The organism is Bacillus sp. REN16, from assembly GCF_020731355.1.
Lineage (GTDB): Bacteria > Bacillota > Bacilli > Bacillales > Bacillaceae_L > Ferdinandcohnia.
The window spans coordinates 131,163-149,969 of record NZ_JAJFZK010000003.1; the positions used below are offsets into that span (position 1 = coordinate 131,163).

Genomic DNA, 18,807 nt, shown 5'->3' on the forward strand with positions numbered 1-18,807 from the left:
TAGGAAACTATGATTATCAGTGGTGTTTTTTCTATAAAAATGGAAAATTCATAGATAATTTTTATATTTTCTTACAGAATACTCATCTAAACCAACAATTATCTAAAATTCTACAAATTTTTTCCGTTAGAAAATTCGGTTCATTTCCACTTCAACTCCATATAATAAACAGGCAAATATGTTATAATTTAACTATCTGATATAGTACGGACGATTTATAAGGAGGTCAGGGTTTGAAAACGTTTAAATTGGTGTCACTAAAGGTTCTGAAACAGAACGAACAGCCGAATCGTACATTGGATATACCGTTGATTGATGGTTTAATTATCAATCGGGAGGACGGGGAAAACCGTTGGATTGTGGAAGCCTTTATTGAAAAATCGTTTAAAGATATTTTCGAAAAGGCAAAACAAGAAGGAGAAAAGCTTAATCTCCAAGTAACAATTTCAAAAAAATCAAATGATCCCGCCTCGTTAATGGGGGATGTTAAGATCATCAAGGAAATGGAGAATAGTGCGAGTGTCCTCCTAGATGGGAACTTAGTTCCTAGCCGCCACAACATGGCCGAGATTCTTCTGACAGACCTAATCCAGCAGGGCTTACAGGGTGAGGGACTACTGGCCGAATTCAAAAACCGACTCCATGAAAAGAAAAAACCCGTAGAAAATTAAAAAAGGCGGGATGTCCCGCCTTTCATTTGTCTAGCTCCAGTGCCAAGCCTCTCGAGGTCACAAGCCATTCGTTTCTGAAGGCAAAGTGCGCCTTTCATGTTTATTTTCCTCCAGTGCCTGTACCACCGGCTCCTGTACAGCTAGGATTTACTGATCATTGTTACCATTATGGTCATCATCGTCTTTGTTGATATCCAAATCTCCGTCATTATTTTCGTCTTCAACGACGTCTTGATCTCCATTGTTCAAGCCATTATCACCAGGAACAACGTCTTCCTCTGGAGTCACATTATTGTCCAGGTCATTGTTATCCAAGTCATTATTTAAATCCTCACCCGGCGTCTCTAGTCCATCATCCTCTGGAGGCGGATTTTGGTCATCTGCGTTACAACCGGTTATTAAAAATACGGCAAGGAGTGACCCCATTAGCTTTAAGAACCATTTCTTATTCATTGCACATTCTCCTTTCTGCTTTCTTCTAAGTATTGGTTGACCTACTTGGTCTTCGCTTAGCTTTCCCAGAAGTTAAAAAATGTATCAAAGAAAGTACAATTTCGTAAAAAATGCATAATAAAAACCAGATGGTGAATCCCATCCGGTTTTAACCAACTGACCTTATTTTGTTTTTTCACCCAGTGCAAACATGATTTCTGTTTCGCAAACAAGCTCTCCATCTACTGTTGCGGTACCTTTTCCTTTACCGATTGATCCACGAAGGCGAGTGATTTCCACTTCAAGGCGGAGTTGATCTCCAGGAACTACTTGCTTTTTAAAACGGCAATTGTCGATTCCTGCAAAGAAGGCAAGTCTGCCCTTGTTCTCTTCCTTACTCAGCATTGCCACAGCCCCGACCTGCGCTAATGCTTCGACAATTAATACACCAGGCATAACTGGGTAGCCAGGGAAATGGCCATTGAAAAACTCTTCATTTGCCGTTACATTTTTAATCCCAAGTGCGCGTTTCCCCTCTTCCATTTCAAGAATGCGATCGACTAATAAAAACGGGTAGCGGTGCGGGATAATTTCCTTAATTTGATTGATATCGTACATAATTTTCAAATTCCTCCTCTATGTATCCTAATCAAATGCGCCTTGGCGTATTTGCGCTCAGATTTTTTAGGCCCACACGATGTGGGTCACAAAGACGAAGACATCAGGACGTGGCGTACTTAGTCTTTGATCCTAGATCGAAAAACTTCCTTTGAAAATCTGTGGCATCCGCCGGAGGCTAACTTTATACAGCAGAAGTTAAAGTCTTCTGCTGTATAAAGTTTGCATGTAATGCCTATTATAATACAAGTATTGCGAAAAGTTGTAAACCTCATCGGCGCACATGTAAAACCATAAAAAAAAGAAGGCCTATGCCCTCTTACTTTTTCGCATCTTTGTTGACAAGGTCGACGATATGCTGCCATGTTTCTTTTTTCAAGGCATCACCCGGATCACCATTTCCAATGACTCCGTAACCTACAACCACACCAATTATGACGCTGGCTGCAAAAAGAACGACGACGAGCAAAAGTCGTATCCAAATCGGTATTAAGCGAATCCGAATTTTCCGTTCACGCTTCTTCTTTGGCTCTTTTTCCGTATTCTTTTCTTCATCACGGGCTTTTCGAAATTCTTCGCGTGATTTTACTTGTGTATTGTTAAGTTCACTTGTCACTTAGATTACCCCTTATCTTTAGGTTGTTCCGAGTTTCGCCGTTTGTCTGCCTTAACTTATAGTATCTGCGTAGATTTTATTTTTATCACTTATCTAATACCGTTTACAAGTCCCATCATCTGGTCTGAGACAGAGATTGATTTTGCGTAGAATTGGTATGAGCGTTGGGTGAGCATCAAGTCCGACATTTCAGTTGTTAAATCCGCGTTCGATTGTTCAAGTGCACCTTGTTGCATACTAACCTGCTCGCGCAAAACACCTTGAAGAGAAACAAATACTTCATTAGCTTCGATTCCAAGCCCAGCCAGGTCAGGTAATGCAAATTGATTCTGTCCCACCGCCTGAAGAAGCTGTGGCTTATTTATTTGCACAACGGATAGATTAAATACTTGAGGCATACCAGCCTCAGGAACCACAGATAACTCTCCGGTTGCTGAAATTTTGATTTCCTTAAAATTGTCAACAAACACGATCTTCTCCCCATCTTGATCTAAAACAGGGTTACCACCACTTGTCACAAGGGACACACGATTTGTTCCATCATTTGCAGGAGACAAATAGAGGGCACCATCCCTTGTAAATCGAGGGACCTGGACACCATCTTCATCCACTAGCACTTGTAAAAACTGATTTTCCTTTGTAAAGGCGATATCAAGTTCACGATCCGTTGTTTTGATGGCACCTTGGGTCATCATCATATTTGTATGGCCAAGTCGGGCACCAACGCCAATGCGAATACCATTTGGGGTTACACGGCCATCCTCTTGCGCGTTAACGGGCTGATTATTGAATTGTTGGGATAAAAGTTCACTAAAGTTGACCTGGCGTTTTTTATAACCGTTCGTATCAATATTTGCAAGATTATGTCCAATTGTATCGAGCTGTTTTTGCAGCTGACTCATCGTATTTGTTGCTGTAATCATTGAGCGCACTTAAAATCCCCACACTTTCTTTAATGTCTAGCTCCTGGCGCATCAGCCTGGCCTAAGGTCTTTAGCGATGGACAGCCGCCTTTCACTTTTCTTATAATCTTCCAATCTCGTTTACAGCTTTGTCCATGCTTTTATCATATGCCTGAAGCACCTTTTGGTTGGCCTCGAATGTACGATATGCAGTCATCATTTCTGTCATTGCCTGTGTGACATCCACATTTGAACCCTCAAGGAATCCTTGTTTTAACGAATAAGAGACTTCGGGATTTGCCGCTGCATTTGGTAAATCTGCACCGTCATTTGACCGATACAATCCATTTCCTTCTTTAATCAAGTTCAATGGATCTTCTGAAAAAGCAATGCCCAGACGGGACTGAGCTTGTCCGTTGACAAGTATGCTGCCATCAGCAGACACGTCAAACTGATCATTTTCAAGTGCAATTCGATTTCCATTTTCATTGAGCACATAAAAACCTTCATTCGTTGTTAAAAAACCGGCTGGGTCAACTGTAAAATTTCCGTTTCTTGTATATCGTACATCACCGTTTGTATTTTGAACGGTAAAAAACAACGAACCCGGTTTATTTGTTTCTGCATTGATTGGCAGGTTGCCATTGACTAGCGCTACATCTGTCAGGAGTCCTGTTTCGCGGAGATCACCTTGCTTAAACAGCGGAATCATTTCCTGCATGTATACACCTGTATTAAGACCACCGATGCTGCTTGCTGTCCGAAGATTGCCGCCATTTTTGGCTGGGCTTTGTACACCTTCAAGACGCTGCATGAGCATTTCTGGAAAGGCACGCAAAGAGCCTTGGTCCACTTTGTAGCCAGGTGTATTGGCGTTTGCAATATTGTTTGTCAGCATTTCCGTGCGCCGCTGCTGAGCAAGCATTCCAGCTGCAGCAGAATAAAATCCACGTAACATGAACTCATCTCCTAATCCGATATCCGAACATATACCTAGTTTTATTATAGTAGGAAATGCCCATCACTTCATCTGTAAAATTTAGGAACATAAAAATTTCTTAGAAAAGTGGGAAAGGACCTGCCATTTCGGAAAGGTCCTACATACTTAATCAAATATGCCTTGGCATATTTGCTGCCCAGATTTTTTCGAGCAAGCTCGAAAAACTACCTTTGAAAATCTGTGGCATCCGCCGGAGGCTACGAGATCATTCAGCAAATGCTGAATGATCTCAAACTAATTTTCTTCGTGGAAGCTTGTCCAGGTTTTCAAGCATAACGCCTGTTCCGATTGCCACACACTCCATTGGGTTTTCGGCAATTAACACTGGAACGCGCAGTTCTTCTGCTAAAAGCTGATCCACACCGTGAAGCAATGCACCACCACCCGTTAAAATAACGCCACGGTCGATGATGTCCGCAGAAAGCTCAGGTGGTGTTCTTTCAAGAACACTTTTCGCCGCTTGTACAATGGCAGAAACCGGCTCACGCAGTGCTTTTTCGATTTCTTCGGATTTAATTGTTAGTGTGCGTGGCAGACCTGTTACCATGTCACGTCCGCGAATGTCGATTTCTTCATGACGTGAATTAGGGAATACAGTTGCCACCTGAATTTTAATGTTTTCAGCCGTTCTTTCTCCAATTAATAGCTTGTACTCACGCTTAATATAGCTTAAGATTTCCGCGTCAAATGTGTCCCCAGCCATTTTAATGGAAGAGGCGGTGACTATATCGCCCATTGATAATACAGCAACATCTGTAGTACCACCGCCAATATCAACTACCATGTTTCCGCTTGGTTGGAAGATGTCCATTCCTGCTCCAATCGCAGCCACTTTCGGTTCTTCCTCAAGATAGATTTTCTTCCCGCCGCTTTTTTCAGCAGCTTCCTTGATTGCCTTTTGCTCAACTGAGGTAATGTTTGTTGGACAGCAAATCAAAATTCTTGGTTTTGAAAGAAATCCTTTTACATTTAACTTATTGATAAAATGCTTGAGCATTGCTTCTGTTACATCAAAATCAGCAATAACGCCGTCTTTTAATGGTCGAATCGCTACAATATTTCCAGGTGTGCGCCCCACCATGCGTCTAGCTTCTTCACCAACTGCTAAAACCTTGCCCGTGTTTTTATCTAATGCCACAACAGATGGCTCGTTCAATACTATTCCTTTACCTTTTACATGTATAAGTACGTTCGCAGTTCCTAGATCAATTCCGATATCCCTAGCTAACATTTGGGTAACTTTCCTCCTTGCATTTGATACACAAATGCACATTATTTTCCTAATTATATATTGTATCACAAATTGTCATTTTAAATAGTTATTTTGTAATTTTTTTGTAGGAAAATGTCGTAATATAAGAAAAGCGCAAGGCGCCGGCCTATCGGTGACAAGCATAAGACGAGCGCTGACAGAAGGTGCCTTTTACCTTCCGAAGCGATTGGCTTATGACCTCGAGCCGATGGCGCCTGGAGCTAGACAATAGTAGGAGGAAAGTCACATGCATGTTATTTTACAGGTTCTTCTTGTAATTCCTCTTCTTTTTTATACTTGAGTTTTGTCGCTTCTCCACCCCGTAAATGCCTTATTGATTTATGATAATCAAGGATTTCTTTTACTTCATTTGCTAGTTCGGGATTGATTTCAGGTAGCCTTTCAGTTAAATCTTTATGGACAGTACTTTTGGAAACTCCAAATTCCTTCGCAATGACGCGAACTGTTTTTCTTGTCTCCACGATATACTTTCCAATCTTGATGGTTCGTTCTTTGATGTAATCGTGCACACTACTCGCCCTCCCTATGTGGATGTGAGAAGTGTGAAATGAGACGCGTTATTGCTTCAACGAAGAAGTTGTTTAGTTTGGATTATATTCGTCAAATGGATTGCTGGATCTTTGAAGACGGTCTACGCCCCCTCACCTCAAACACTCTCTTTGTTAGGTTTGTAACATTTTATTAGCTTGGATGAGGGATTATGCTATAAATGTCAAGAGGGACAAGGCTTTTATCAAAATATTTTTAAAAATGGCTTGTTTTTCTATCTTGGACAGGCTTTTTTCACCTTAGACAAGTTATCTTCCTTAGAAAATCCTGCTCTGATTTTCAGTTGCTTGAAGAAGATCACCCCAGGTCCGTTTCCCTCGATCTTTAAAATGATGCAGCAGTTCCACAAAAAGATAGGCAGTTGTTAAGGCATCACCTGTCGCCGTATGCCGTTCATACATTCGTGTCCCGAAGTTTTGAGCGTATCTGTGTAAATCTCGCATATCATATGACGGTGAAAGATACCCAATTAAATCCAACGTATCAATCGTTGGCATCCGACCGAGGCTATATTTTTCACGCTTCAGTTCACATTTTAAGGCAACAAGATCAAATGATACATAATGACCAATTAAGCAGTTACTGTTCTGCTCTTTTATAAAATCAAAAAGATTAGTAATTCCTTGTATGGCGCTTGGAGCAGTTTCGACCTTATCAACTGTTATTCCCGTCAATTCGATTATTTCCTGAGAAATTTGTCGGCTTGGGTTAATAAATGTATGAAATTGTATTTCTTCACAGACCTTCAAACCTTCAACCTGAACAGCTGCCATTTCAATTAAACGATCTACTGTTGCCACCTTAAAGCCGGTCGTCTCTGTATCAAAAACCGTAAATGAAATCTCATCAATTGGAGTCGATAATGGGATTTCCTTATGAATTTGCCCGCAAAGCGGTTTTCTACCAAATATCACAGAATCCGCTCCTCTCATAATTGAAAATGGGCATTTACTAGAGTTTGAATCTCCTTTAATATTTTTACACTTAAGATAAGTTCTTCCTTTTCTTTCGTTGTTAAATGCGTAAAATGAAGGACAGATGTGAGCTTTTCCTTGTTTTTATATTGACCCCACCTTTGCTTCACGTAAAATCGCATCACATCCGAAGCAGCAGCCTTTAGATCTTTCCCAAAACTCTCACTGAATGCTTTTTTCTCTACTAATCTATCAATCCGTTCGAAAGGGGTTCCTGAGATGATTCCATATTCCAGGGATAAGATTTGCAAACAATGATGATAAGGAAACAAGATTTCCTTTTTAATATTCAATTGCTTTCGATCTAATTTAAAAAGGGCCCGAATGGGTTGATCTAATGAAGGAATTTGGTGCTCCTGTTCATGAAGGCGATACAAAAAGATTTTGGCATTCTTCATTTTTTCAAGAAGCCCTCTTTCAAACCGATGGTGAAGTTCCTTATCTCCACATAAAAAACGGTAGGAAAAGAAATTCTGTGCAAGCAGCATATTTTGATTGGTCGCTTGAGCCATCCAGGTTTGAACCCGCCCCATCCATGTTTTCAGCGATCCGCGCCAATTTGGATTACTTGCCATCATATCACCTAGGCAACGGGCATACCCTGCTTTTTCAAGCAACTGAACGATCCCTTTGCCTAATTTTGCAAAATAGGCATCGGTCTCTGGATTACTATTTTCGTAGACAAGAAAATGGTCCTGGTCTGTTAGTAAAGTCTGTTCTTCTCGTCCTGCGCTGCCCATTTGATAAAAGCAAAACTTTGTCGGCGGGAGCTGACCTTCTCTTATTGAAAGTTCTTCAATTGCCATCTCAATACATCGTTTAACGAGACGATCATATAGTTTTGTCACACTATCCAATACTTTAAAAATTGGCACATCGTCCTTTAGAAGCGTATCGACGACATCGTAAATGGCCGACTTTACAGATGGCAAGGAATCTAATGTTGCCATTTCGGTCGTTTTAATCGTCCTCATCATACTGTCCGTATTTTGCCTAAGGACATCCGATAAGGTAATGATTCCGATGACTTCATTTTCTTCAATGACTGGCAAATGCTTTACACCGTGTAAAATAAAAGTGGATAGAGCCTCATAACAATAGGCATATTTCGAAATCGATATCGGGTTTTTCGTCATGAACACGGAAGCCTTTGTGTTTCCATTTTTCCTTTCATAAATCACACGTGAAACGAGGTCTCGTTCTGTAATAATTCCGAGAAGTCTTTTATTTTCAACTACAAGAACAGAGCTTGTTTGGTACACTGTCATTTGTTGTGCAACCTTACTGCAGATCGTATGCGGATCAACTGTGATAAGCGTTGATATCCTGGACCCTTCGGACGAGGGAACCGCTATCCTTCGCTTTTCTTGTAATCATGACCTGTTCAGCTAATGAGCTGTATATTTCTTTGAGACGAAATGCGAGCTGTGTGAAAAGATAGTGGTGGAAGTTGGGATCATGGAGGCGATTTTCGATCAAACTTCTGGGAATTAACAAGCATTGTCCTGCCTCTGTTGCCACAACTCCGACACGGTATTCCAATTCAGATTTTTTGCCCCCGATTAAATCCGCAATGCTTGACAGTCCGATTAATTCTCCTGGTTTTAAAATTTCGAGTACCTCTCGATTTTCTTTTGGTCCCACAAACACTTCCGCAACGCCAGAAAGCAGCAGAAGTATTCCCTCCCGCTGCTCATTGGCATGAAACAATAGATCTGATTGATGAAATATTTTTTGTCGACAGAAGGAGAGACATTCAAGTGCCTCTTCCTGTGACAAGCCCAGAAAAAATGGGTGATCCTTCACCAGTTCATAAAGCTGTTCCATGTTTTTTTCCCTCTCTTTTAAAACGGCCCTATGCATACGCATAGAACCGTTTAACATTTTTATTATTGACCAGGTTTGCTTTTATGCTTCGTCCTTTAGCCAAACTTCGCCGTCCTTGTAAACCATTTGTTCTGGATAGCGCATATCGACAACCTCGTCTTGTTTGGCCTGTGAAGGCGCTTCGGTCATTAGAGAAACAATGATGTTTCCTAAGAAACCTGCTGCTGCTCCAAAGATTCCTGCACCTGTGTCAATAATTCCAAGAATTGTGAAGCCACCATATTTTGCTGCAAAAATATATGATAATACGACGACTAATCCGATCAGCATTCCCGAAATAACACCCTTCGCATTCGAACGCTTCCACCATACACCGAGTACAAGCGCCGGGAAGAACGTACTAGATGCAATCGCAAATGCCCATGCCACGATTTGCGTGATGGCTCCAGGAGGGTTTAATGCAACTAATCCTGCAACCAATGTCGCAACGACTATTGACCAACGCGCTACATTCAAGCGATTTTTTTCTGATGCCTCCGGCTTTAGAACTCGATAATAAACATCGTGTGCAAATGCAGAAGATAGGGCAATCATTAGCCCACCAGCAGTCGATAAGGCTGCTGCCATCGCACCTGCTGCCATTAACCCGATAACGAATACACCCAGATTCGCAATTTCAGGTGTCGCCATAACGACGATATCATTCGCGATTGTCATTTCCTGCCACTGTAAAATTCCATCGGCGTTCGCATCTGCAAGCTTTAATAAACCTGTGTCAATCCAGCTTTGGGTCCAATGAGGAAGTTCTGTCATTTTTTGACCTGCAACCTTCGTCATCAGGATGAAACGTGAGAATGCTGCATAAGCAGGTGCGGACAAGTATAATAGGCCGATGAATAATAGTGCCCAAGCTCCTGACCAACGGGCTGCCTTCATCGTTGAAACCGTATAGAAGCGCACAATAACGTGTGGCAATCCCGCCGTACCGCACATTAACGTGAACATTAAGGCCAAGAACTGCCACTCAGAACCTGTTGCAAACGGTGCAAAGTATTCTGTGAAGCCAAGTTGGCGATCAAGCTCTCCAATCTCCGCAACTACTTTTCCATATGATAACCATGGAAGTGGATTGCTTGTTAATTGCAAGGAGATAAAAATTACCGGAATCAAGTATGCAACAATTAAGACGATGTATTGGGCAACCTGTGTCCAGGTAATCCCCTTCATACCACCCATCGCGGCGTAGAAGGCAATTAATACAACCCCAATCATCGTTCCAATTCCAGCATCAATTTCAAAAAGACGCCCAATTACAACTCCAGAACCAGATAACTGGCCAATCGAGTACGTAAACGAAATAATGATGGTACAGATTGCCGCAACGATACGCGCTGTATGGCTATCGAAGCGGTCCCCGATAAACTCAGGAACAGTATAACGCCCATATTTACGAAGCTGTGGCGCCAGGAGGAAGGTTAAAAGTAAATATCCACCTGTCCATCCCATGATATAAGCTAGACCGCCATATCCAAGAGCCATGATTGTTCCGGCCATCCCGATAAACGACGCAGCACTCATCCAGTCTGCTCCGATAGCCATTCCGTTATAAATTGGAGGCACTCCACGTCCTGCTACATAAAAGTCCGACGTCGCCTTTGCACGGTTAAAAATGGCGATCCCAATATAAAGTCCAAACGACGCTAAAATAATGATTAATGAGACCAGAAATTGTGTATCCAAATTTCCTCCCCCTTTGGGTTCAAATATAGGCTTACGATTTGGTTGGAAAGACAGCCTCTTTTTTATCATTTTGTAGGGCTTGTGTATATTTTAAGAATGAAGTATGGAATGATTGTTACGAAACTTGAGACTGGTTTTTTCATCAAGAAACGTCTAGAAGTAGGGGTTATTCCTGTTACGTAGGTTCCAAGAATGAGAATATGATTGTTTGGTAGGATAGAATTTTAATGATCAAGTACTTTTCCAGAGCTGATTTGCTTATTTTTCTCTTCATCGATGCCGTATTTTTGATCAATTTTATCGCTAACCTTTGCATTCACAAAAAGAATAATGATGAAGGTTGCAACCGCACCCTGTGCCCCCATGAAATAATGGAACGGCAATCCGTTTACCGAAAAGGCAGAAAGCGGTTTTGCAAACAGGACCACTCCAAACGAAACAATAAAACCGATAATGAGGTAGATAATAATATTTCTCGTTTTCTCCCTAAAGTAACTTTCGGCAATCTTCTTATCAACTTTTTTCAACTGCTGGCACCTCCATAGAAATAGAATTGTTTTGGCCTTCCGGTTCCACTTTTTTCTTTCACATCACCTCCTTTTCGGGTCAGCACTTATGTACTATCTGAGTTAACCAAGGTTAAAAATGAAACGCAGTGTCTCCCCAAGTGGTGCTGGAAACCGGATGACTTCGATGACAAAATACGCAAAGATAGATGCAAACGGCAGAATTAAAAAGAGGGGGCGCTTACGTTTAAACGCCATAAATAGGCTGAACCCAACAATAATTAGCATCAAAAATAGGATCATGACGAAACACTCCTTACTGTGTAAGCGTTATCACTACTCAATAAATCAAATGAATACATTTACTATATTACGAGTTACATTTTATAATATTACGAAAATTATTAATATTTATATTATGAATTTTTTTCTAGAGCTCGTCAAGAAAAGATTTTGGCGAATTTAGGGGATATATCTTGGAGTTAGATCTTGCTATAACAATACCGCTCCATACAAAAGCGAGCCAACAATCACATATGCAGGATGAACCTTCCATTTTTCAAGCAGCAAAAAACTAAGCACAATTAAAATAAGCGAATGCATCCATCCGGCATCTGCATAGGACTCCTCAAAAAAGCGGTACGCCATTGCACCCAACAGTACCGCGATCGTTGGTCGGATATAGTTCGTCATCCGCTTTACTTTTGGGGAATGCTTGAATTTTTTCAAAATGCTAAGCAAACCAATCATTAAAATCAAGGAGGGAGCAACTGTCGCAAAAGTAGCAACCACCGCACCCAATATCCCTGCTTGCTGGTAACCTATATACCCAGCCATTTTGGTAGCAATCGGACCCGGCAAAGCATTTCCAATTGCAATGACTTCACTGAAATCATGAACCGATAGCCAATGATAACGATGAACGACCTCATTTTCAACAAGTGGAATTGATGCGGGACCGCCGCCATAGCCAAGGATTCCCGGGATTAAAAAAGCGATAAAAAGCTGCACAAAAATCATGGTTGCCTCTCCTCCTGCTTGTCTTTCTTGATTAGTGCCATCACTAGCAGGACGCCAACTAAAATGCCTGGATGTACACCGAGTACATCTAACACGAAAATACTGAGTATCCCTAGCAAAATGGCTTTCGTCCAACCAAGCCCTTTTTTAGCATTCATAAAAAACTCCCATGTTAATTGAGCAAGCATAACCCCAACTACTGCCAGCACTGCCTTCGTCATCCCCTGCACCCAATCAAGATTTTTAAACGAGGTCAATGAGGTAAGCAAAACAATCATTAATAGGATGGTCGGGACCGCGGTTGCCAAAACCGCATTGATCATTCCAAGCCAGCCGCCAACGCGATAACCGATATAGCCGGCCATTTTTGTCGCAATAGGTCCAGGCAGTGTGTTTCCTAATGCCAGAATATCGCCAAAATCATCATCATTGAGCCATTTGTAGCGCTCCACAGCCTCCTTATGGACAAGTGGAATCGATGACGGACCGCCCCCATACCCGAGCAAGCCAACTTTTAAAAATGCTAAAAAAAGATGGAATTGTTTCATACGGTATTCCCCTTTAGTAATCGAATCAAAATTTACAACGTTGAAAAGATGAAAATATTAATTCCTTCATTTTCTTACAGGAAACCCTTTATAATAGGAAAAGTAATGATTGGAAAGTTTGTCAATCTTGTATTAGAATACCTATCTGCGCTTTTTTTATGAAAATAGAGTAAATGAGGTGGCTGGCATTAAGGAATTGCTTAAAACAAGTAATTGGATTTCGGGCTTACAATGGCTCTTTTTTATTTTCACGAATATTGTGGTTATTCCGATTACAGTCGGGGCTGCTTTTGAGCTTCCTCCGGAAAAAGTTGTGAACCTGCTCCAGCTTTCATTTATCGTGACCGGTCTTGCATGTATGACGCAGGCTATTTTTGGCCATAAACGTGCCATTATGGAGGGACAATCTGGTCTTTGGTGGGGGATAACTTTAGCTCTTTGTGCGACCGCATCTGGCCAAGGGATGTCTTTGGAGGAATTGGGCGGCAGCTTGACTGTGGGGATTATGATTTCTGCTAGCATCACATTCCTTATTGGTATTTCCGGATTAGGACCGCATCTTGCAAAATTTTTTAGCCCTGCTGTGATGGGTGTGTTTATGTTTTTATTAGGATGTCAATTAATTGGTATCTTCTTGAAGGGAATGCTTGGAATCCCATTTGGTGATCAAGCGCAAGATGCACAAATTGATCTATCCATTTCATTGTTGGCGATTCTCATCGCGATTCTAGTCATTATTCTGAGTGTAAAGGCACCCCCCGCGATCAGACGTTATAGTTTATTGATTGGGATCATCATTGGTTGGATTACGTATTCCCTTATTTTTAACCCCCAGAATCCCGTTAGCGGAGTTTCATCACTAAGTATCGATTTATTTCCGTTAGGGGAACCCGCTTGGAATCTAGGCATTATTATTACTACTGTTCTAGCAGGATTGCTAAATGTCGCTAATACGTTTGGGGCTTTAAAAGGAACTGAGGGCTTGTATCAGGTGCAAACGACAAAGTCTGAATACAGGGGAACCTTTGCCATCACAGGTATTTTCACCTTTATCGGCGGGGTACTTGGGCTAGTACCTTATTCACCTTATGTATCGTCTATCGGTTTTCTAAGTCAAACAGGAATTTTAAAAAGATTGCCGTTCATTCTTGGTGGGTTCATGTTTGTAGTGATGGGGCTGATACCGCCGATTGGACACTTTTTTTCTCAATTACCATTGAGCGTTGGAAGTGCGGCATTGTTTGCATCTTATTTATTGCTGTTTAATTCGTCGTTCACCTTTTTCAAGCAAATTGAATTTAACACGATGAATGCATATCGTTCAGCAATCCCATTGTTTGTCGGGGTTGTGATTATGTCGCTTCCTGCATCTTATTTCGAATCCATTCCAGCAGTTGTGCGTCCGTTATTAAGCAGCGGATTATTAATGGGAATTCTCTTAGCCTTGCTATTAGAAAACTTGATAAAGTGGGATCGGATCGGAGTAACTGAAGAGGATACAGATGAAAAATTAGATAAAACTACGAATAGCGCATGATTACACATGCGCTATTTCTTTTATTCGTTTATCTACCTAAAACTTCAATCATTGTAACAATTGCTTCATTTAGATCTCTTTGTGACCAGCTTGGCAGATTTGGATTTTTAATCGCAAGTTCATGTGATGCTGGAATGTGGATAAAGCCGGCTAGAGTAGGCAGACTTTCCTCGTTAATTTTGTGTAAAACGGAATACATTACATTGTTGCATAGATATGTTCCCGCTGTATTTGAAATGGCCGCTGGAAAACCTTTTTCGATCGCTGCATTGACAAACTCTCGGATTGGCAAAGCTGAAAAATAGCCCGCTGGACCATCTTCTTCAATTGGTGAATCCTGCAGCTTCACACCACGATTATCAACCGCACCATCCCGGCAGTTAATCGCAATCCGTTCCGGCGTCATTTTATTTCTCCCTCCAGCAAGCCCAAGGGAAATCACGACATCGGGTTGATATTCGTCTAAATGCATTAGACATTGTTTGGCTGATTCTTGAAAATCAACAGGCAGGATTTTTCCGATCACTTCATATCCAGCAATCGTTTTACCATTCAGGGCATTTACAACCTCTTCCGTTGGATTTATCGGAAAGTCTAAAAAAGGTTCAAACCCTGTTACTAATAATTTTTTCATAATGACCTCCATTTTTCGTTTTGCCTCGCTTATTACGCCAAGAAAAGTGCTCCATATCCTAGTGCTCCAATAATCACATAAGCTGGGTGAACCTTCAGTTTTTCCATTAAAATAAAGCTCACTACAATTAGGATAATCGTTTGTAACCAACCAGCATCCACGTAAGATGTTGTGAAAAAGCTAATCGTCAAAGTTCCTAACAATACTGCAATTGCTGGGCGTACATAATTGGACAAGCGTTTTACCTTTGGTGAATCTTTGTGTCGATATAAAAAACCCAGTAAAACAATCATCAGAATTAAGGATGGTGCGACAGTGGCAAAGATTGCGAATATGGAACCTGGAATTCCAGCTACATCATATCCAATATAACCAGCCATTTTTGTTGCAATCGGTCCCGGCAGCGAATTCCCTAGTGCGAGCACCTCACTAAATTCCGAAACCGTTAACCAACCGTAACGTCCCACCACCTCATTTTCAACAAGAGGAATGGATGACGGACCGCCTCCATACCCAACAATTCCAGGGATAAAAAAGGCTAAAAAAAGTTGCAAATAAATCACATGCCCACCCCCTTTTCCTTCTCTTGCTTAATTTCTGGGGCTTTGTCTTTTTTCACGAGTGCTGCGATTAACAGCACAACAATGACAATTCCCGGATGAACTCCGAGGAACTCCATTAATAGAAAACTAGAAATAATAATGCCCCCGGCCGCTTTCCAGCCTAAGGAGTCCTTTGACTTTTTTAAAAAGTCCCATGTTAATGTCGCCATCATCACACAAACGACCGGAATAACCGCCTTTGTCATCCCATGGACCCAAGGCTGATCCTTTAGTGAGGATAAAAAGGTTAGCAATATAATCATAAGTAGAATGGTAGGAACTATGGATGCCAATACTGCATTTAACATCCCTATAATTCCACCTACCCGGTAGCCAATATAGCCGGACATTTTCGTATTGATCGGCCCTGGTAATGTATTCGCAAGGGCGAGCACATCGGAAAATTCATCATCATTCATCCATTTATACTTTTCAACGACCTCTTTATGAACGAGAGGGATCGTAGAGGGTCCACCTCCATAACCCAAAATACTCGAACGAAAAAAGGCGATAAAGATATCAAGCTGTTTCATATTCTCATCTCATTTCATTTTGTTTTACCAAGATGCAATTCCACCGTCTGTTCTAGCCTCCGTACCGCCTGCAAGAACGCCTGTCTTAGGGTCTCTCCAAATGATTTGGCCGCGGCCAAAACCACCGCCATCAAGAGCAACCTGAATTTGGTGACCACGCCGTGCAAGCGCCTGAGCAACATGTGTTGGAAAGGTCGGTTCCACCAACACCTTTTTATCCTCAATCCATTGCCATCTTGGCGAGTCAAGTGCCGCCTGCGGGTTCAAATGAAAGTCAATCGTATTCATAATTACTTGCGCATGCCCCTGAGGCTGCATATATCCACCCATGACACCGAATGGCCCAACTGCATCTCCATCCTTTGTTAAAAATCCAGGAATGATCGTATGGTACGTCTTTTTACCAGGTTCTAACGCGTTTTCATGTGCCGGATCCATTGAAAAGTCATGGCCGCGATTTTGAAGCGCAATCCCTGTTCCCGGTATGACAATCCCTGAGCCAAAGCCCATGTAATTACTTTGGATGAATGACACCATATTTCCTTCCCCATCAGCCGTTGCAAGGTACACAGTCCCGCCACTAGGAGGTGTACCTGGTTCTGGTGTTAATGCCTCATCACCAATTAAGCCTCTTCTTTGGGCAGCATATTCTTCAGATAAAAGCTGTGCCGCCGCTACGGACATTTTCTCAGGATCTGTCACATATTTTTTACCGTCCGAAAAGGCTAGTTTCATTGCTTCAATTTGCTTGTGGTAGGTTTCAACGGATTCCTTTTCCATCAGGTCAAAGCCGTTCAGGATGTTCAGTGCCATCAATGCAATGATTCCTTGACCATTTGGCGGAATCTCCCATACATCATAACCACGGTAGTTCACTGAAATAGGCTGCACCCATTCTGGTTTATAGTCAGCTAGATCCTCTTTCGAAAGGAAGCCACCATGTTCCTTGAAAAAGGCATCAATTTTATCCGCTAGTTCGCCTTTGTAAAAGCTTTCCGCATTGGTTTCCGCGATCGAGCGCAGTGTATTCGCATGCCCTTTAGAGCTCCAAACCTCGCCAATTTCCGGTGCACGGCCTTCAGGAGCAAACGTGTCAAACCAGCCTTTGTATTCTGGCGCTGTAAAAATTGCCTTATACTTTTTATGGGCACCCTTCCAATATTTTGCTAGAACAGGAGAAAGCGGAAATCCCTCTTCGGCATACTTAATAGCCGGCTCCAGGACCTCTGTTAATGGAAGCTTACCGAAACGTCGGGATAGTTCTGCCCATGCAGAAGGAACTCCAGGAACCGTAACTGGCAGTAAGCCAAATGTCGGCATACCATCATGGCCTTTTGCTTTTACAGCATCTATTGAAATGCTTTTTGGCGCCGGTCCGCTTGCATTTAGACCATACAGCTCGCCCTTCACCCATACAAGAGCAAAAGCATCTCCGCCAATCCCGTTTGAAGTGGGCTCAACAACAGTCAAGGTTGCCGCCGTTGCGATCGCTGCATCAATCGCATTTCCCCCTTTTTTTAAAATATCTAAACCCGCTTGTGCCGCTAACGGCTGAGATGTCGCGACCATCCCATTTTTCGCAAAAGTCGCCATCCGTTGTGAAGCATACGGATAATTCAAATAATCCAAATTCATTTTTCAAATCCCCTTTTTATGTATCTATTTTTGACAAATGTTAGTTATTTTTTAAATATTGATTAACAAACGGAATATTTCATTTATAATTATGATTATAGTTGAAATTGAGAATATATTCTATCATTTTGTAAAATAAGTAAAACGGCGGGATGTTTAGCTTTTGGCGAATATCAAAACGTAAGCATGTCCATTTTTTGATGTATGTAATTCAGACCAATGGTAAAATAAATGAAAAGTAAAAGTGGTGGCGGAATGAAAATCGATGAAACGGATAAAAAAATTCTTGAGCTGTTAACAATAAACGGGAGAATGTCCTACGTGGATATCGGAAAAGAACTTGGTCTTTCAAGGGTCTCGATTCGTGAACGAGTCAATCAATTGATTGAAAAAGGTGTAATCGAAAAATTTTCAGTTGTGATTAATTCCGAAAAAGTCGGAAAAGATGTTTCTGCCTTTTTCGAAGTGGACTGTGAACCCGCTTCACTTGTGAGGGTTGCGGAGACATTGGCGAACAATCCAAGTGTCGCCAGCTGCTACCAAATGACAGGTCCAAGCACTCTGCATATGCACGTCCTTGTGGAGGACTTCGCTAAGCTCGAAAAATTTATTAATGAAGAACTCTACAGTTTGGACGGAATCACGAGAGTAGAAAGTCATATATTATTAAGACGATTTAAAAGTCGGACAGGTCTTAAATTATAATGGTGCCGGGAGTTTCCCGGCACCTCTTTTTAATGCTGATAATATTTGGGGTTATAGAAGAAAATAGAAGTAGGAAAGGAGGGATTGCAATTGACTAAAATTAAGTGGTTAACAGGATTGAGCATTGTGCTTGCGTTGTTAGTGGTTGGCTCGCTTGGTGTATTTGCCGAAACTCAGCCTTTGGATCCGATCAAAAAAGTTGAAGTCGAACTAAACGATGATTACTTTAACCCGAAAGCCATTACGTTTCCTAGTGGAAAACCATTGGTATTGGTCTTGAAAAACAACGGTGTTAAGGAACACACCTTCACAGTAGAAAAGCTTGGTGTGGACTATGTCGTTAAACCAAAACAAGTAAAAATTGTTACTGTGGAACCAAAGGCGACCGGTACATATGAACTGATATGCCGCTACCATGCCAAGGAAGGAATGGTAGGAGAAGTAATCGTTAAATAACAAGACGAGGTCAATTGACCTCGTCTTGT

General features: G+C 41.6%; 23 protein-coding genes. 4 read left to right on the forward strand and 19 right to left on the reverse strand.

Annotation, left to right across the window (positions count from 1 at the left end):
- Window positions 1-233 precede the first annotated feature (233 nt).
- Window positions 234-671, forward strand: a complete 438-nt coding sequence (locus LKW28_RS04495) for a YwpF-like family protein (RefSeq protein WP_229139157.1) — start codon at window positions 234-236, stop codon at window positions 669-671.
- A gap of 147 nt (window positions 672-818) precedes the next feature.
- Here the strand turns inward: LKW28_RS04495 and LKW28_RS04500 are convergent, their stop codons facing one another.
- From LKW28_RS04500 to LKW28_RS04570, 15 genes are all read right to left on the reverse strand, one after another.
- Entirely contained in the window at window positions 819-1,124 is a 306-nt protein-coding gene (locus LKW28_RS04500) for a hypothetical protein (RefSeq protein ID WP_229139158.1), read from the reverse strand.
- A gap of 162 nt (window positions 1,125-1,286) precedes the next feature.
- Window positions 1,287-1,721 (reverse strand): 3-hydroxyacyl-ACP dehydratase FabZ, encoded by a 435-nt coding sequence (fabZ, locus tag LKW28_RS04505; protein WP_229139159.1) that lies wholly within the window; start codon window positions 1,719-1,721, stop codon window positions 1,287-1,289.
- Window positions 1,722-2,040: 319 nt separating this feature from the next.
- Complete coding sequence (locus LKW28_RS23115; protein WP_229139160.1) at window positions 2,041-2,337, reverse strand: DNA-directed RNA polymerase subunit beta; 297 nt, start codon at window positions 2,335-2,337, stop codon at window positions 2,041-2,043.
- 89 nt (window positions 2,338-2,426) lie between these two features.
- Complete coding sequence (locus tag LKW28_RS04515; protein ID WP_229139375.1) at window positions 2,427-3,260, reverse strand: flagellar hook-basal body protein; 834 nt, start codon at window positions 3,258-3,260, stop codon at window positions 2,427-2,429.
- A 100-nt stretch (window positions 3,261-3,360) separates the two neighbouring features.
- Window positions 3,361-4,197, reverse strand: coding sequence for a flagellar hook-basal body protein (locus LKW28_RS04520; protein ID WP_229139161.1), 837 nt, complete (start codon window positions 4,195-4,197; stop codon window positions 3,361-3,363).
- Between the two features lie 271 nt (window positions 4,198-4,468).
- On the reverse strand, window positions 4,469-5,470 hold the full coding sequence (locus LKW28_RS04525) for a rod shape-determining protein (protein ID WP_229139162.1): 1,002 nt from the start codon (window positions 5,468-5,470) through the stop codon (window positions 4,469-4,471).
- A 275-nt stretch (window positions 5,471-5,745) separates the two neighbouring features.
- Window positions 5,746-6,021, reverse strand: a complete 276-nt coding sequence (gene spoIIID / locus LKW28_RS04530) for a sporulation transcriptional regulator SpoIIID (RefSeq protein WP_010677153.1) — start codon at window positions 6,019-6,021, stop codon at window positions 5,746-5,748.
- 297 nt (window positions 6,022-6,318) lie between these two features.
- Window positions 6,319-6,975 carry a PolC-type DNA polymerase III gene (locus tag LKW28_RS04535; protein WP_229139163.1) on the reverse strand — a complete coding sequence of 219 codons (657 nt, stop codon included), beginning with the start codon at window positions 6,973-6,975 and terminating at the stop codon, window positions 6,319-6,321.
- 14 nt (window positions 6,976-6,989) lie between these two features.
- Entirely contained in the window at window positions 6,990-8,303 is a 1,314-nt protein-coding gene (locus LKW28_RS04540) for a DUF294 nucleotidyltransferase-like domain-containing protein (RefSeq protein ID WP_229139164.1), read from the reverse strand.
- A gap of 34 nt (window positions 8,304-8,337) precedes the next feature.
- A complete protein-coding gene (locus tag LKW28_RS04545) occupies window positions 8,338-8,862 on the reverse strand; it encodes a Crp/Fnr family transcriptional regulator (protein WP_229139165.1) in 525 nt (174 codons plus the stop codon).
- Window positions 8,863-8,943: 81 nt separating this feature from the next.
- Entirely contained in the window at window positions 8,944-10,602 is a 1,659-nt protein-coding gene (locus tag LKW28_RS04550; protein WP_229139166.1) for a sodium:solute symporter family protein, read from the reverse strand.
- 224 nt (window positions 10,603-10,826) lie between these two features.
- Entirely contained in the window at window positions 10,827-11,129 is a 303-nt protein-coding gene (locus LKW28_RS04555; RefSeq protein ID WP_229139167.1) for a DUF4212 domain-containing protein, read from the reverse strand.
- Between the two features lie 102 nt (window positions 11,130-11,231).
- On the reverse strand, window positions 11,232-11,411 hold the full coding sequence (locus LKW28_RS04560; RefSeq protein WP_229139168.1) for a hypothetical protein: 180 nt from the start codon (window positions 11,409-11,411) through the stop codon (window positions 11,232-11,234).
- Between the two features lie 189 nt (window positions 11,412-11,600).
- Complete coding sequence (locus LKW28_RS04565) at window positions 11,601-12,128, reverse strand: chromate transporter (protein ID WP_229139169.1); 528 nt, start codon at window positions 12,126-12,128, stop codon at window positions 11,601-11,603.
- On the reverse strand, window positions 12,125-12,676 hold the full coding sequence (locus tag LKW28_RS04570; protein WP_229139170.1) for a chromate transporter: 552 nt from the start codon (window positions 12,674-12,676) through the stop codon (window positions 12,125-12,127). The genes LKW28_RS04565 and LKW28_RS04570 overlap by 4 nt, the downstream gene beginning before the upstream one ends.
- Window positions 12,677-12,854: 178 nt before the next feature.
- Here LKW28_RS04570 and LKW28_RS04575 point away from each other — a divergent pair, with 178 nt between their 5' ends.
- Window positions 12,855-14,213 (forward strand): uracil/xanthine transporter, encoded by a 1,359-nt coding sequence (locus tag LKW28_RS04575; RefSeq protein WP_229139171.1) that lies wholly within the window; start codon window positions 12,855-12,857, stop codon window positions 14,211-14,213.
- 28 nt (window positions 14,214-14,241) lie between these two features.
- Here LKW28_RS04575 and pcp read toward each other — a convergent pair whose 3' ends face one another.
- Genes pcp through ggt form a run of 4 tightly spaced genes read right to left on the reverse strand, consistent with a single transcriptional unit; the run spans window position 14,242 to window position 17,617 of the window.
- Window positions 14,242-14,847: a pyroglutamyl-peptidase I gene (pcp, locus tag LKW28_RS04580; protein ID WP_229139172.1), complete on the reverse strand. Its 606-nt coding sequence runs from the start codon at window positions 14,845-14,847 to the stop codon at window positions 14,242-14,244.
- Window positions 14,848-14,879: 32 nt separating this feature from the next.
- Window positions 14,880-15,410, reverse strand: coding sequence for a chromate transporter (locus LKW28_RS04585; protein WP_229139173.1), 531 nt, complete (start codon window positions 15,408-15,410; stop codon window positions 14,880-14,882).
- A complete protein-coding gene (locus LKW28_RS04590) occupies window positions 15,407-15,982 on the reverse strand; it encodes a chromate transporter (RefSeq protein WP_229139174.1) in 576 nt (191 codons plus the stop codon). Before LKW28_RS04590 ends, LKW28_RS04585 begins: the two co-directional genes overlap by 4 nt.
- Window positions 15,983-16,006: 24 nt before the next feature.
- Entirely contained in the window at window positions 16,007-17,617 is a 1,611-nt protein-coding gene (gene ggt / locus LKW28_RS04595; protein WP_229139175.1) for a gamma-glutamyltransferase, read from the reverse strand.
- A gap of 255 nt (window positions 17,618-17,872) precedes the next feature.
- On the opposite strand from ggt, the gene LKW28_RS04600 reads away from it, so the two are divergent.
- Entirely contained in the window at window positions 17,873-18,322 is a 450-nt protein-coding gene (locus LKW28_RS04600; RefSeq protein ID WP_229139176.1) for an Lrp/AsnC family transcriptional regulator, read from the forward strand.
- Between the two features lie 90 nt (window positions 18,323-18,412).
- A complete protein-coding gene (locus LKW28_RS04605) occupies window positions 18,413-18,778 on the forward strand; it encodes a cupredoxin domain-containing protein (protein ID WP_229139177.1) in 366 nt (121 codons plus the stop codon).
- Window positions 18,779-18,807 lie beyond the last annotated feature (29 nt).

Coding starts and splice junctions, on each gene's coding strand:
- LKW28_RS04500 (WP_229139158.1), bottom strand. CDS start 1,124: ATGAATAAGAAATGGTTCTTAAAGCTAATGGGGTCACTCCTTGCCGTA.
- fabZ (WP_229139159.1), bottom strand. CDS start 1,721: ATGTACGATATCAATCAAATTAAGGAAATTATCCCGCACCGCTACCCG.
- LKW28_RS04515 (WP_229139375.1), bottom strand. CDS start 3,260: ATGATTACAGCAACAAATACGATGAGTCAGCTGCAAAAACAGCTCGAT.
- LKW28_RS04520 (WP_229139161.1), bottom strand. CDS start 4,197: ATGTTACGTGGATTTTATTCTGCTGCAGCTGGAATGCTTGCTCAGCAG.
- LKW28_RS04525 (WP_229139162.1), bottom strand. CDS start 5,470: ATGTTAGCTAGGGATATCGGAATTGATCTAGGAACTGCGAACGTACTT.
- LKW28_RS04540 (WP_229139164.1), bottom strand. CDS start 8,303: ATGACAGTGTACCAAACAAGCTCTGTTCTTGTAGTTGAAAATAAAAGA.
- LKW28_RS04545 (WP_229139165.1), bottom strand. CDS start 8,862: ATGGAACAGCTTTATGAACTGGTGAAGGATCACCCATTTTTTCTGGGC.
- LKW28_RS04560 (WP_229139168.1), bottom strand. CDS start 11,411: ATGATCCTATTTTTGATGCTAATTATTGTTGGGTTCAGCCTATTTATG.
- LKW28_RS04565 (WP_229139169.1), bottom strand. CDS start 12,128: ATGATTTTTGTGCAGCTTTTTATCGCTTTTTTAATCCCGGGAATCCTT.
- LKW28_RS04570 (WP_229139170.1), bottom strand. CDS start 12,676: ATGAAACAATTCCATCTTTTTTTAGCATTTTTAAAAGTTGGCTTGCTC.
- pcp (WP_229139172.1), bottom strand. CDS start 14,847: ATGAAAAAATTATTAGTAACAGGGTTTGAACCTTTTTTAGACTTTCCG.
- LKW28_RS04590 (WP_229139174.1), bottom strand. CDS start 15,982: ATGAAACAGCTTGATATCTTTATCGCCTTTTTTCGTTCGAGTATTTTG.
- ggt (WP_229139175.1), bottom strand. CDS start 17,617: ATGAATTTGGATTATTTGAATTATCCGTATGCTTCACAACGGATGGCG.
- LKW28_RS04600 (WP_229139176.1), top strand. CDS start 17,873: ATGAAAATCGATGAAACGGATAAAAAAATTCTTGAGCTGTTAACAATA.